Origin of the sequence: Polaribacter sp. Asnod1-A03 (assembly GCF_045063585.1) — a bacterium.
Classification (GTDB): domain Bacteria; phylum Bacteroidota; class Bacteroidia; order Flavobacteriales; family Flavobacteriaceae; genus Polaribacter.
On sequence record NZ_JBEFOE010000009.1, the window covers coordinates 188,274 to 203,176 of the forward strand.

The window sequence follows — 14,903 nt, forward strand, 5'->3', positions numbered from 1 at the left end:
TCACGATATTTGCACTCGCAAAAAAGTAATTATCATTTTAACAATTATCGGTATTCAGATTTTTGATAAATGATAACTGAACATTGATAATTGATTTATATGAAACCAAGCATCCCAAAAGGAACAAGAGATTTTTCGCCAACAGAAGTAGCAAACAGAACGTATATAATAAATACTATTAAGTCTGCTTTTGAAACATTTGGTTTTGCACCAATTGAAACACCAAGTTTTGAAAACTCATCTACATTAATGGGTAAATATGGTGAAGAAGGGGATCGTTTGATTTTTAAGATTTTAAATTCTGGTGATTTTTTAAAGAAGGCAGATCAAAAATTATTATCAGAAAAAGAGAGTACAAAAGTAACTTCTCAAATTTCAGAAAAAGCATTAAGATATGACCTTACAGTGCCTTTTGCACGTTACGTTGTACAACACCAAAATGATATTACTTTCCCTTTTAAAAGATATCAAGTTCAGCCAGTTTGGAGAGCAGATAGACCACAGAAAGGACGTTTTAGAGAGTTTTTTCAATGTGATGCAGATGTTGTTGGTAGTAAATCACTTTGGCAAGAAGTAGAATTTATTCAATTATACGATACTGTTTTTAATAAATTAGGTTTAGCAGATACAACGGTTAAAATTAATAACAGAAAAATATTATCGGGTATTGCAGAAGTTATTGGGGCATCAGATAAATTAATCGATTTTACTGTAGCTTTAGATAAGTTAGATAAAATTGGTAAAGAAGGTGTTGTAAAAGAAATGCTATCTAAAGGGATTACAGAAGAAGCTATAGAAAAAGTACAACCTTTGTTTGATTTTACAGGTTCTAATTTAGATAAATTAGTCTCTTTAGAACAAATGTTATCTACTTCTAAAGAAGGAACAAACGGAGTAGAAGAGCTACGCTTTGTAATAAATGCGGTAGAAGAATTAGGTTTAGAATCGGCTACTTTAGAGGTAGATGTTACTTTAGCAAGAGGATTAAATTATTATACAGGCGCAATTTTTGAAGTTGCAGCACCAAAAACCGTAAAAATGGGTTCTATTGGAGGTGGTGGTAGATATGATGATTTAACAGGGATTTTTGGTTTAAAAGATGTTTCTGGAGTTGGAATTTCTTTTGGATTGGACAGAATTTATTTGGTTTTAGAAGAATTAGGCTTGTTTAAAACAGTAGAACTACCAAAACCAAAAGTTATTTTCTTAAATTTTGATGTAAATACAGATGTTCTTAAAATGAAAGCTGTTAAAACTTTAAGAGAAAATAATATCAAATCAGAATTTTATCCAGATTTAGCTGAAAGTAATAAGGCGCAGAAACGACAATGGAAATATGTAACTAATAGAGCCATAGAATTTGTAGTTTCTAAAGTAGAAAATGATGTTTTTACATTAAAAAATATGACTTCTGGTGAGCAAATAGATTGTGTATTATTAGACTTAGTAAACAAGTTAAAAGTATAAAAACTATATATTTATAGTTTTTATTGATTAGTAAATTAAAATAATACGTTGCAAACACGTAAATTTGCACCCTTAAATAAGATTGAAATGTTTGAATTAAGCAGCAAAATGAATGACGAAAGAATTGACGAAATAGGAGAAAACCATATTGGTACATCAGCAACAACACCATTAAGAGACGATGCTTTTGATATTTCTGATGAAGAAAAAATTTACAGAATCCAAGAAAGTGTAAAAGATATTTTAGAAACTTTAGGAATGGATTTAACCGATGATAGTTTACAAGGAACTCCTAAAAGAGTAGCAAAATCTTTTGTAAATGAATTATTTATGGGATTAGATCCTAAAAATATGCCAAAAGCTTCTACGTTTGATAATAATTACAATTATGGTGAAATGTTGGTAGAAAGAAACATTGTGGTTTACTCTACTTGCGAGCATCATTTATTACCAATTGTTGGTAGAGCACATGTTGCTTATATTTCTGGCGGAAAGGTAATCGGACTTTCCAAAATGAATAGAATTGTAGAGTATTTTTCTAAAAGACCGCAAGTACAAGAGCGTTTAACAATGCAAATTGTACAAGCAATGCAAGAAGCTTTAGGTGTAGAAGATGTTGCTTGTGTTATAGATGCAAAGCATTTATGTGTAAACTCTAGAGGAGTAAAAGACATAGAAAGCTCAACTGTAACTGCTGAGTTTGGTGGTAAATTCAAAGAAAAAGAAACAAAAAGAGAGTTTTTAGATTACTTAAAAATGAAAACAAGTTTCGAATAAAACACTTATTGTGGTTTAGATAAAACAAAATTCTTTTAAAAGAATAGTAAAAAAACTCATCAGAATCTATTAATAGATTCTGATGAGTTTTTTTATGAATAAATTTTTAAATTTATAATTATTTTATATGCTTGATAAGTAGTAGTTTAATGTTGTGTTTCTTTTTAAAATTAAATTAAATTTTATTTTTTTTTATCCAAAGCAACCTTTTTAAAACTTCTGTAGTCTATATATTTGTAAGGCAGTAAAAACAGAACCAAGAGGCTTGAAAATTATAAAATTGCATAACAAAGAAAAATCGCTCATAAAAAAAGCGATTGATAACAATAGAGAAGCACAACAACAATTGTTTGAGCAGTTTTCTCCTAAAATGTTAGGGGTTTGTAGGCAATATGTAAAAGATTTACATCATGCAGAAGATTTATTATTACAAGGTTTTTTAAAAGTTTTTACCAACTTACATAAGTTTAAACACGAAGGTAGTTTTGAAGGTTGGATTCGTAGAATTATGGTAAATACGTGCATATCTTATTTACGAAAAAAGAACTTAGTAGATTTATCTGATGAAGATTTTGTTTTTAACGATGCTGCTACAGAAAGTTTAGAAAATACTAGTGTAGAAGATATTCAAACATTGATCGATCATTTACCCGAAGGTTACAAAGTGGTGTTTAATTTATTTGCTATAGAAGGCTATAAACATTCAGAAATAGCAATGCAATTAGGTATTTCAGAAAGTACATCAAAATCGCAATTATTTAAAGCACGTAAATTATTGCAACAGAATTATATTAAAATGAATAAGGTTATTAATGAAGACAAATAATATAGATAAAAATATAAAAGAAAAGTTAGAAAAAAGAACTTTTCAGCCTTCAGCTTCTGCTTGGGAGCGTTTGTCTGTAAAATTAGACGAGCAACCTAAACAAAAGAAAAAAGGTTGGTTTTTTTATATAGCAGTAGCAGCAAGTATTTTACTTTTAATTAATGTAAGCTTTATGGTTTTTAATAATGATGTAGAAGTTAAACCATCAGAAATTATTGTAGAAAAAGTAATTGATACAGTTACAATTAATAAAAAATTAGATCAATTTATTAATGAGGTTCCGGTTGAAAAAGCGTTTGTTAAAAATGATGAAATAGAAACTGGCAAAATTATAAAACCGAGTATTATATCATTAAAAGAAATAAATATCAATCCGAAAGAAAAAATAAATATTGTAAAAAAAGAGGAAGAAATTATTATTGCAAAAGTTGATGAAAAAGAATTAAATATAGAATCATCATTAGATAATCAAACAAAATTAAATAAAGAAGCCTTACAGCAAAACCCAAACAGCAGTATAAAAATAAATAGTGATGATTTATTGTATGCTGTAACACATACCCCAACAGAAGTAAAAGCCTATTATGCTAAATATAATGTAAATAGAGAAGATGTTTTAAGAACGATTAAAAGTGAGCTCAAAAAATCGAATTTTAAAATAAATCCGAATACTATTTTAGCAGAAGTAGAACGCACAATAAATGATGAAGATTTTCAGAATAACTTTATAAAAACATTAAAAATAAAAGTGTCTGATATTGCTACTGCCATCGCAAGTAGAAATGATTAAATATTAAAAATCGTTTCTAAAAAACAAGAATAATAAAATTTTAAAATGTTAAAAATGAAAAGAATACTACTAATTTTAGTGTTGTTTAGTACAACTATTACCTTATCTCAAGAAAAAAAAACGTTTGAAAAAGAAGTGATTAAAATTTCTAAAAGAATAGAAATTATTACAAAACAACAGAAAGATTCTTTAAAAGAAAAAGTAATAGATATTGATAGAAAACTTGAAAAAGGAGAAATTACTACAGAAACATCTACAGTTTTAAAAAAGGAAGTTGCAGCTTATCATGCAAGAAGAATAGAAACGTTGGTTAGTGAACAAGAGCGTTTATTACAATTACTAGTACAGGATAAAACAAATGGAAAGATTGCAAGTTCAGAAGAAGGAGAGTTTGATGATGATCATAACGTGTTTACAATTGGTAATACAACATTTCGTTTTGATTTTGACGGAAAAGATGGTGAAGATGTTGAGGATGGAAATGACAATAGAAGAACAGAAAGAGACCGAAAAGTACGAAGAAATAGAAAAACAACTTCTCAGTTTGTATTTGCAATAGGAGTAAATAATGTTTTAAATAATAACAAATTAAACTCTTTAAATAATTCTGAATATAAGTTTTGGAAATCTCATTTTTATGAACTTGGTTGGACTTGGAAAACACGTGTAAGTGACAAACCATCTCAATTTTACCTAAAATATGGATTGTCTTTTCTTTGGAATAATTTACGTTTAGAAGATAATAGAATCCATGTTAAAAGCGGAAATATTACAGAAATAGAAACATTTTCAAATCCATTATCAGAAAGTAGATTGCGTCATGTTCAAATGAATTTTCCGGTACATTTAGAGTGGGATTTATCTAAGAACAGAGTATATTCAGACGGTTATGTTTCAGACAGAACCAATAGATCTTTACGTTTAGGAGTTGGTGGTTTTGTAGGTTTCAAATTAGGTACAAGACAATATTTAGAATATAAAGATGTAGATGGTGTAAATGTAGAAGAGGTACAATTTGATAATTTTAATATGAATACAGTTAATTATGGTATTAGTACCTATTTAGGATACAGATCTACGAGTTTTTATGTTAAGTATGATTTAAACTCGTTATTTAAGAATACAGAAACTAGAAACATTTCTTTAGGAATTCGCTTAGATTTAGACTAAAAATTATCAAATTAAAATTATGTTAGAGTATTAACCGTCAATTTTTTATGATTATATATTGTTTATTAATTAAAAAGACTAAGTAAACTTAAGAATTATGTCTTTTTTTAAAATGATTTTTAAGTTATTCACAAAAATTAAAATCGTTAAATTAAAATCTTTAATCCTAAAAAAAAGCTTTTAAATTTACGTGCTTAATAACTCAATTAAGTACAATGAAAATCGGAATTCCTAAAGAAATCAAAAACAACGAAAGTAGAGTAGGTATGACACCTGCTGGCGTTTTTGCTCTAACAAAAAACAAGCACACAGTTTTTATTCAATCTACTGCAGGTGAGGGTAGTGGTTTTTTTGATGCAGATTACATTAAAGTAGGTGCAACTATTTTACCAACAATCGAAGATGTATACAATCAGAGTGAAATGATTGTAAAAGTAAAAGAGCCAATCGAAGAAGAATATCCTTTGATAAAAGAAAATCAAATCGTTTTCACCTATTTTCATTTTGCTTCTAGTGAGCCACTTACAAAAGCAATGATTAAAAGTAAATCAATTTGTATTGCTTATGAAACTGTAGAAGATTCTGAAGGAACTTTACCGTTATTAACACCAATGTCTGAAGTTGCGGGTAGAATGGCAATTCAACAAGGAGCCAAGTATTTAGAAAAACCAATTAAAGGACGTGGAATTTTATTAGGAGGTGTTCCGGGGGTTAAACCAGGTAAAGTACTAATTTTAGGAGCTGGAGTTGTTGGTGTACAAGCAGCTAAAATGGCAGCAGGTTTGGGTGCTCATGTTACTATTATGGACATTAATATGAAACGTTTACGTTATGTAAACGATGTGTTACCAAACCATGTTACTACTGCTTTTTCTAGCGAATATAGTATTAGGCAATTAATTAAAACACACGATTTAATTGTTGGTGGAGTTTTAGTAAAAGGAGGTAAAGCACCAAAATTGATTACCAAAGACATGTTAAAAGACATGAGACCAGGTACTGTTATTGTTGACGTTGCTGTAGACCAAGGTGGATGTTTTGAAACTACAAAAGCTACAACTCATCAAGATCCTACATATATTATAGATGATGTTGTACATTATTGTGTTGCTAATATGCCAGGTGCAGTGCCTTATACATCAACTATTGCGCTTACAAATGTTACACTTAGTTACATTTTAAAATTAGCGAATTTTGGGTATGAAAAAGCTTGCGAAATGGATGAAAGCTTAGCAAAAGGATTAAATATTGTAAAAGGAGAAATTGTTTACAAAGAATTAGAAGGTCTTTTCGAGTAAGGTTAAAAATATTTTTGATGTTAATTTGAGTGAAATTGATTTTTTTGATTTCACTCATTTTTTTTGACTTCACAAAACTTAAATGTTATTGAATTGTATATTAGTAAAATAGATATTTTTTTCATTAAAAAGGATAAAGTAAAAAAGATGCTATTTTATACAAAAAAGTATGTATATTTGCACCCTTAAAAATAAACAATAAATATTTTATTATGAATCATTACGAAACTGTTTTCATTTTGAATCCCGTTTTATCTGATACTCAGATAAAGGAAACAGTACAAAAGTTTGAGGACTATTTGGTTTCTAAAGGTGCCGAAATGATTTCTAAAGAAGATTGGGGCTTAAAAAAATTAGCTTATCCAATTCAAAAGAAAAAAAGTGGATTTTACCACTTGTTAGAGTACAAAGTAGCTGGAGAAGAAATTTCTGCATTTGAGTTAGAGTTTAGAAGAGATGATAGCGTTATGCGTTACCTTTCTGTAAGATTAGACAAACATGCTGCTGCTTGGGCAAAAGTTAGAACTGAACGTGTTAAATCTACAAAAAAATAAGAAATGGCATCAATAGAACAACAAGCAAAAGGCGGTAAATCTGCTGACGTTAGATATTTAACGCCATTAGATATAGACACTAAAAAAGAAGCAAAATACTGTAGATTTAAGAAGAAGGGTATTAAATATATCGATTATAAAGATGCAGACTTCTTAATGTATTTAGTAAATGAGCAAGGTAAAATTTTACCAAGACGTTTAACAGGAACTTCATTAAAATATCAACGTAAAGTTGCGCAAGCAATTAAAAGAGCGCGTCATTTAGCGTTAATGCCTTACGTTGGAGATATGTTAAAATAATAAAGAAGTAGAGACATGGAACTGATATTAAGACAAGACGTAGAAAATTTAGGATTTGCTGATGATATCGTAGACGTTAAAAACGGATATGGTAGAAACTTCTTAATCCCTACAGGACAAGCGATTTTAGCTACTTCTTCTGCAAAGAAAGTATTAGCAGAGAATTTAAAACAAAGAGCTTACAAAGAAGCTAAATTAATTGAAGATGCAAATGCAATTGCAGAAACAATTAAAGGATATGAAATTAAGATTGCATCTAAAACTGGTTCAGGAGACAAATTATTTGGTTCTGTTAACAATATAGATTTAGCTGCAGCACTTGCAAAAGCAGGTACAGAATTAGACAAGAAATTTATTAAAGTTGTTGGTGGTTCTGTAAAAAGATTAGGAAAATACGAAGCATCTGTAAGATTACACAGAGCTGTAGTAGCAGATATTACTTTTGAGGTTATTGCTGAGTAATATATTTGTTAACTAATTGTTAAAAAAAGAACATCTACTTTTATAGTAGATGTTTTTTTTTACTCTATTTTTGATTTTGTTAATTCAAAATCGAAAAAAATGAAAAGAAAATTACTTTTATTATTATCATTCTTGTTTTTGGTTTTAACCTCTGTAAATGCACAGGTTACAACTTCAAAAATTAAAGGAATTGTAACAGATGTTGCAGGAGAACCTTTGTTTGGTGCAACTATTTCTGTTTTACACACTCCTACAGGTACTTTAACAGGTACAACAGCTCAAGAAAACGGTAGGTTTACTGTTTTAAATTTAAGAGTTGGTGGTCCTTATAAAATTACATTTAGTTACTTGGGTTTTAAATCTCAAGAAATAAATGATGTTTATTTATCTCTAGGTAAAACGTTTAATGTTAACGGTACGTTATCTGAAGAAGGAGAATCTTTAGAAGAAATAGTAATTTCATCATCTAAAAACTCAACTTTCAATAGCGATAGAACAGGTGCACAAACAAGTGTTTCTGCAGTACAATTAAAAACCTTGCCAACAATCTCTAGGGCAGCATCAGATTTTACTAGATTAGAACCTTCTGCTAGTGGAAATTCTTTTGGAGGTAGAAATGATCAGTTTAATAACTTCTCTTTAGACGGTGCAATCTTTAACAATCCTTTTGGTTTAGATTCTCCAACACCTGGTGGTCAAACAGGAGCTCAACCAATATCTTTAGATGCAATTGAACAAATTTCTGTTTCTATTGCACCTTATGATGTTACTCAATCGGGTTTTACAGGTGCTTCTGTAAATGCAGTTACAAAAAGTGGAACAAACGAATTTAAAGGAACGGTTTATGGATTCTTTAGAAACGAAGATTTAACAGGTGGTAAAATTAAGGGAGAAGATGTTATAAAACCGGATTTAAGTCAAAAGCAATTTGGTTTTAGTATTGGTGGGCCTATTATCAAAAATAAATTATTTTTCTTTGCTAATTACGAGAAAGATGATAGAACTGATTTAGGTACAGGAGGTTGGATACCTAATAATAATGATGGAACACTTTCTATTAATGAGTCTAGTGTTTTAGAGTCAGATTTAATAACCGTACAAAACGCACTTTCTAGTTTAGGTTATGATACTGGTAGATACCAAGGTTTTAATTATGGTTCTAAATCTTCTAAAGGTATTTTTAAATTAGATTTAAATATAAATCAAGATCATAGATTGTCTTTAATTTATAACTTTTTAAATGCTTCTAAAGAAAACCCTGCTCACCCAACAGCATTAGGAACTAGAGGTCCAAACTTTCAGACTTTACAGTTCGAAAATTCAGGTTATGAAATTAATAATAACATAAACTCTTTTCAATTAGAATTAAATTCTACTTTTTCAGAGAAAATCACAAATAAATTTCAGGCAGGTTATACTCATTTTGATGATTATAGAACACCTTTATCAACTCCAATTCCTGCAATTACAATTCAAGACGGAAGCGGAAGTAATTATATAATAACAGGTCATGAACCATTTTCTATCAATAACAAATTAGATCAAAAAGTATTTCAAATAACAAATAATACCAACTTTTTATTAGAAAACCACACGATAACTGCAGGTGTATCTTTTGAAAAGTTTCAGTTTGATAACTCATTTAACTTAGGTGCTTATGGTTATGGAGATGATAGAGGATACATCGGTGCTTTTGGATCTTATGCTAGTATTGCAGATTTTGAGACTGCTGTAAATAATGGTTTTCTTGCAGATGCAATAGCAAATGCAGAATCTCTTTTTAATACAAATAATGCTTTACCTACAGGAGATGGTTGGGCATTAGCAGAAACAAATGTTGGTCAGTTTGCACTCTATGTACAAGATGAGTGGAATGTAAATGATAATTTTAAATTGACTTACGGAATTCGTTTTGATAAGCCTTTGTATTTTGATACTCAAGATAAAATTGATGAAAATATTGCTAGAAAGCCATTTACTTTTGATCCAAGTATAGAGTATTATAATCCAAATACTAATGAAACAACTACAATAGATTCTAGACAGTTACCAGATAATAGTTTCTTATTCTCACCAAGATTTGGTTTTAATTGGGATGCTAATGGAGACGGAACAACACAGGTTAGAGGAGGAAGTGGTATTTTTACCGGACGTTTTCCTTTTGTATGGTTGGGTAATCAAGTACAAGGTTTAGATTTTTTCTTTTATCAAGCTGTTGATCCTGATTTTAAATGGCCACAAGTTTGGAGAACTAACATTGGTGTAGATCATCGATTTGATAATGGAATAATTGCAACTACAGATATTTCTTATACAAAAGATATTAATGGAGCTCATGTTCAAAATTGGGGATTAAGAAACCCTTCAGGAACTTTAAATGCGCCAGGAGATGATAGATCAACTTATTTAGATTCAGATAAAGGTAATAATGCTTATGTATTTACAAATTCTGATAAAGGTAGAGTATGGAATGCTTCTTTAAAACTACAGAAATCTTTTGATGATGGACTTTATGCAAGTGTTGCATACAATTATTTAAACGCTAAAGACGTAAATTCAATTGAAGCAGAAATTACAGGAGATGCATTTGATTTTAATCCAAATTTAGGAGATGCAAACCAAGATGTGTTATCATATTCTAAATATGGAGATACACATAGATTTATTGGGGTAGCCTCTAAAAAGTTTAATTTTTTCGGAGAGAACTCTCCAACAACTTTTTCTACTTTCTTTGAATATGCAAGAGGAGGAAGATTTAACTATACTTATGCTGGTAATATAAATGGAGATTCTTCTTTTCAAAATAATGATTTATTATATGTGCCAACAGCATCAGAATTAAATCAAATGCAATTTACAGGAACAGGGCAAGCAGAAGCTTTTGAAGCATATATTAATCAAGATGATTATTTAAATGATAGAAGAGGAGAATATGTAGAGCGTTATGGAGCTTTATCTCCATGGAGATCTCGTTGGGATTTTAAAGTGTTACAAGATATTAACTTTAAAGTTTCAGAAAATAAAGAACATACAGTTCAAATTAGTTTAGATGTTTTAAACATTGGTAACTTATTAAATTCAGATTGGGGAGTTGTACAAGAGCCTAGAGATTTACAACCATTATCTGTAACCGTTGATGAAACTAATACACCAACGTATACTTTTGATACAGACTTAGAAGAAACATTTACACCAGTTTCAGATTTAAGGTCTCGTTGGCAAGCACAAATTGGTTTACGTTATATTTTCTAAATCATTTTAAAAATTAGATATTTGAACCGCTCAATTTTTTGAGCGGTTTTTTTATACCTATATTTTATGAAATACAGACAACTAACCAAAGAACAATTTGAAAACTTACATGAAGAGTTTGCACAATTTTTAGCCACACAAAGTATTGATGTAAAAGAGTGGAATCAAATTAAAAAAGATAAACCACAAGTTGCAGAGGATGAGATGAATGTTTTTTCTGATGTTGTTTGGGATGATGTTTTAACTAAAACAAAATATGTAGAACATTTTTCGAAATCTTCAGTTAATTTGTTTAAATTTGAGGAAAGTGCAATTTTTAGAATTGCAATCAAGGTAAATTGGGACATCAATTTATTAGAACAAAAAGGTTTTGAGTGGCTAATGAAAAACCCAATGGACAATTCTGTAGAAATTTTTAAAGGATCTAAGGAATATAATTTAGAAAGAAATACAGAAATTTTTGATTTAATAGAAAAAGGAAGCACAATATCTAAGGGAGAGATATTCGAATATTTTAGTAAATTAATAGGAGCTTAAAAAGAGCTATCTTTATTAAAATAACCTTTTTTTACAAACCGTCTATGCTTTATTGTATTTTAACTATACTTTAAACAAGGTGGTCAATAACACTAAAACAACTTTTTAAAAAAAAATTACATTTGCTCCCAAGATAAAATCTGATAAGATGGATAGAAAATTGAAAATTTTGTTAATTGAAGATAATTTAATTGAGATAATGAAAATGAAAAGAACTATTTCATTATTAAAATTAGAACATTCAATACAAGAGGCTAAAAACGGAGAAGAAGCTTTAGAAGTATTAGAGGATAAAAGCAATTTTCCTGATTTAATTTTATTGGATTTAAATATGCCAAAAATGAGTGGTATAGAGTTCTTAAATATTCTAAAAAGTACAGATGATTTTAAGCATATACCTACTGTTATTTTAACAACATCAGATAATCAAAAAGATTTATTTGAATGTTATAAAATTGGTATTTCTGGTTATATTTTAAAGCCATTAAAATACGATGATTACGTTAAAAAAATTGAAGCTGTCTTAACTTATTGGTCTACAAATGAATTAAAGCAGTTATAAATGAAATAAAAAAAAGAAAAATGAAAGGTATTGTTTTTACAGAATTTTTAGATTTAGTAGAAGATAAATTTGGATTAGAAATGGTTGATAAAATTATTTCTCAATCACAATTAGAATCAGAAGGCATTTATACTTCAATTGGTACCTATAGTTTTTCAGAAATGTTGCAATTAGTAACAAATTTAAGTGATAACACAGGTATTTCTACAGACGATTTACTTTTGGTTTATGCAGAGCACTTCTTTTCTGTTATAGAAACTAGTTATCCAGGTCTTTTAGCTACTTATAAAGACCCAATAGAAATGTTATCATCTATAGAAGATCATATTCATATAGAGGTACAAAAAATTTATCCAGACGCAGAGTTACCTACTTTTATTATTGAAGAAAAAACAGAAACTTCTTTAGTAATGATTTATAAGTCTAGTAGAGCAATGCATCATTTTGGTTTAGGTTTAATGAACAAAACTTTTGAACATTTTAATAGTTCGGCTTCTATTGTTTTAGAAAAAATTAAAGAAGATGGTACAGAAGTTAAGTTTATTGTGAATAAAAACTAATGAGCCAAGAACAGATAGAAATACTACAACGAGCTCTAAAACGTGAAAGAGCTGCAAGAAAAGCTGCAGAAAGAATTCTAGAGAATAAATCAAGAGAATTGTATTCTATATCTAAACAGTTAAAAGAACATTTAGAAGAAAAAACAAATACTTTAAACAGTGTTTTTAAAAACATTAATGATGCATATTTAGTTATGGATCTATTTGGTAATGTTTTAAAAATGAATGATGTTGCTATTGAGTTATTTGGTTTTGATATTAAAGATGGAGAGTTTAATGTTTCTGAACTCGTTTATAAAGAAGATATAGAATATACAGCAAATGCTTTTAAAGATCTTTATGAAAAAGGTTTTTTTAAGGATTATACTGCTAGAATTGTAGATAACAATAATAATTTAAAATGGATAGAGGTTAACTCTTCAATTATTTACGATAAAGAAAATAAGCCCATTGCTGCACAAGGTATTATAAGAGATATTACAGAATGGGTAACAATGAAAGAGCTGTTAGAAGAACAAAAAAACCAATTAAGTATTATTATTAATAATTCTCCAATTGGTATTACTTTATCAAAAGTTAGTGAAAATGGAGTTTTATTAGTTAATAACTCTTTAATGTCTATGTTGGGGTATAATGCAGAAGATTTTGCACATATCAAAGTTAATAGTTTAACGCATCCAGATGATGTAGAAAAATCAATACATTTATCAGAAAAACTTAATACAGGAGAAATAAATACTTTTAATTTAGAGAAAAGATATCTGAAAAAAAATGGAGAAATATTGTGGGCAAAAACTACTGTAACTGCTGTAAAAGATAAAAATAATGTTATCAAATACCATTTAGCTACTATAGAAGATATCCACAAAGAAATTTTAGATAAAGAAAAACTTATAGAGTCTGAGAACAGATTATCTGCACTTGTGCTAAACTTAAATAGTGGTATTGTTTTAGAGGATGAAAATAGAAAAATAGTTTTATCTAATACAAAGTTTTGTGAATTGTTAAATGTAGATGCCAATCCGAATGATTTAATTGGTATGGATTGTAGGTTGGCAGCAGAACAAAATAAACTGCTGTTTAAAAGTGCATCTACTTTTGTACAAAGGATGGATGAAATAGTTGCAAATAAAGAAGCCGTTTTTAATGAAGAATTAGAAATGATAGACGGTAAGACTTTAAGCAGAAGCTACACACCTGTAATGGTAGATAATAATGTTAAAGGTTATTTATGGAAGTTTAATGACATTACATTAGAAAAAAATTATAAAATCAGTTTAGAAGCACAAAAAACAAAATATGGTAGCATAATTGCCAATATGAATATTGGGCTAATTGAATTGAATAATGATGGAGAAATTTTGATGATTAATCAAAGTTTTAGTAGAATATCTGGTTATGAAGAAAGTGAACTAACCGGTAAAGTTGGTGCAGATTTTTTTACAGAAGGTTCAGAAAAAGAGAAACTATTAAAGGAAAGAGAAAAAAGACTTAATGGTAATCCTGGTTCTTTTGAAATAAAAGTTAAAGATAAAAAAGGAAATACTAAATATTGGATGCTTAGTGCGGCTTCTAATTTTAATTTGGTAGGTGATATTATAGGTACAATTGTAATTATTTATGATATTACAGAAATCAAAAAATTACAAGAGCAAAAAGAAATAATTTTAAAAGAATTAAAGGAAAAAAATGAAGAATTATACGAATATGCACACATAGTTTCTCATGATTTAAAATCTCCTTTAAGAAGCATCGAAGCTTTAATATCTTGGATTAAAACAGATAACCAAGAAAAATTTGATGATATGACTAATCAAAACTTCGAGCTAATAGGATCTACATTAGAAACTATGGAAACATTAATTTCTAACGTTTTAGAGTATTCTAGTATAGGTGCAGGTGAAACAGAATTTGTTGATGTAGATTTAAATGGATTAGTAGAAGAATTAAAAAATTTCTTATATATACCGAGTAATATTTCTATAAATATTAAAAATACTTTACCTGTTGTTCTTGGTGATAAAACAAAACTGCAACAAGTGTTTCAAAATTTTATGAGTAATGCTATTAAATTTTGTGACAAAGAAGTGGGTGTTATAGAAGTTGGCTCTACAGAAACAGAAGAACATCATCAATTTTATATTAAAGATAATGGTATAGGAATCGAAAAAAAGTATTTTGATAAAATTTTTAAGGTATTCCATTCGTTAAATAAGAGAGAAGATTCTACAGGAATTGGATTATCTATAATCAAAAAAATTATTGATTTATATGGTGGTAAAATTTGGTTAGAGAGTGAACCAAATGTAGGCACTACATTTTACTTTACCTTAAAAAAGAATTAAAAT

14 protein-coding genes are annotated in these 14,903 nt (G+C 28.7%); all 14 read left to right on the forward strand.

Going from position 1 to position 14,903, the window contains the following annotated elements; all coding sequences use genetic code 11:
* Positions 1-99 precede the first annotated feature (99 nt).
* The 14 genes from hisS (at position 100) to ACJJVY_RS01340 (ending at position 14,900) form a co-directional block, all read left to right on the forward strand.
* Entirely contained in the window at positions 100-1,467 is a 1,368-nt protein-coding gene (gene hisS / locus ACJJVY_RS01275) for a histidine--tRNA ligase (RefSeq protein WP_405604331.1), read from the forward strand.
* 87 nt (positions 1,468-1,554) lie between these two features.
* Positions 1,555-2,244, forward strand: a complete 690-nt coding sequence (gene folE, locus ACJJVY_RS01280) for a GTP cyclohydrolase I FolE (protein WP_405604333.1) — start codon at positions 1,555-1,557, stop codon at positions 2,242-2,244.
* 265 nt (positions 2,245-2,509) lie between these two features.
* A complete protein-coding gene (locus ACJJVY_RS01285) occupies positions 2,510-3,070 on the forward strand; it encodes an RNA polymerase sigma factor (protein ID WP_405604335.1) in 561 nt (186 codons plus the stop codon).
* A complete protein-coding gene (locus tag ACJJVY_RS01290; RefSeq protein WP_405604337.1) occupies positions 3,057-3,860 on the forward strand; it encodes a hypothetical protein in 804 nt (267 codons plus the stop codon). The genes ACJJVY_RS01285 and ACJJVY_RS01290 overlap by 14 nt, the downstream gene beginning before the upstream one ends.
* A 54-nt stretch (positions 3,861-3,914) precedes the next feature.
* Complete coding sequence (locus tag ACJJVY_RS01295; protein ID WP_405604339.1) at positions 3,915-5,030, forward strand: hypothetical protein; 1,116 nt, start codon at positions 3,915-3,917, stop codon at positions 5,028-5,030.
* A 215-nt stretch (positions 5,031-5,245) separates the two neighbouring features.
* Entirely contained in the window at positions 5,246-6,328 is a 1,083-nt protein-coding gene (gene ald / locus ACJJVY_RS01300; RefSeq protein WP_405604341.1) for an alanine dehydrogenase, read from the forward strand.
* Between the two features lie 212 nt (positions 6,329-6,540).
* Positions 6,541-6,882, forward strand: a complete 342-nt coding sequence (gene rpsF, locus ACJJVY_RS01305; RefSeq protein ID WP_405604343.1) for a 30S ribosomal protein S6 — start codon at positions 6,541-6,543, stop codon at positions 6,880-6,882.
* 3 nt (positions 6,883-6,885) lie between these two features.
* Positions 6,886-7,182 carry a 30S ribosomal protein S18 gene (gene rpsR, locus ACJJVY_RS01310; protein ID WP_237589689.1) on the forward strand — a complete coding sequence of 99 codons (297 nt, stop codon included), beginning with the start codon at positions 6,886-6,888 and terminating at the stop codon, positions 7,180-7,182.
* A 15-nt stretch (positions 7,183-7,197) separates the two neighbouring features.
* Entirely contained in the window at positions 7,198-7,644 is a 447-nt protein-coding gene (gene rplI, locus ACJJVY_RS01315) for a 50S ribosomal protein L9 (protein ID WP_405604345.1), read from the forward strand.
* Positions 7,645-7,743: 99 nt separating this feature from the next.
* Positions 7,744-10,896, forward strand: a complete 3,153-nt coding sequence (locus ACJJVY_RS01320) for a carboxypeptidase regulatory-like domain-containing protein (RefSeq protein ID WP_405604347.1) — start codon at positions 7,744-7,746, stop codon at positions 10,894-10,896.
* A gap of 66 nt (positions 10,897-10,962) precedes the next feature.
* Complete coding sequence (locus ACJJVY_RS01325; protein ID WP_405604349.1) at positions 10,963-11,433, forward strand: DUF6495 family protein; 471 nt, start codon at positions 10,963-10,965, stop codon at positions 11,431-11,433.
* A 148-nt stretch (positions 11,434-11,581) separates the two neighbouring features.
* Entirely contained in the window at positions 11,582-11,995 is a 414-nt protein-coding gene (locus ACJJVY_RS01330; RefSeq protein ID WP_405604351.1) for a response regulator, read from the forward strand.
* 20 nt (positions 11,996-12,015) lie between these two features.
* Positions 12,016-12,555 carry a heme NO-binding domain-containing protein gene (locus ACJJVY_RS01335; RefSeq protein WP_405604353.1) on the forward strand — a complete coding sequence of 180 codons (540 nt, stop codon included), beginning with the start codon at positions 12,016-12,018 and terminating at the stop codon, positions 12,553-12,555.
* On the forward strand, positions 12,555-14,900 hold the full coding sequence (locus ACJJVY_RS01340) for a PAS domain S-box protein (protein WP_405604355.1): 2,346 nt from the start codon (positions 12,555-12,557) through the stop codon (positions 14,898-14,900). Before ACJJVY_RS01335 ends, ACJJVY_RS01340 begins: the two co-directional genes overlap by 1 nt.
* The last annotated feature ends 3 nt before the right edge of the window (positions 14,901-14,903 follow it).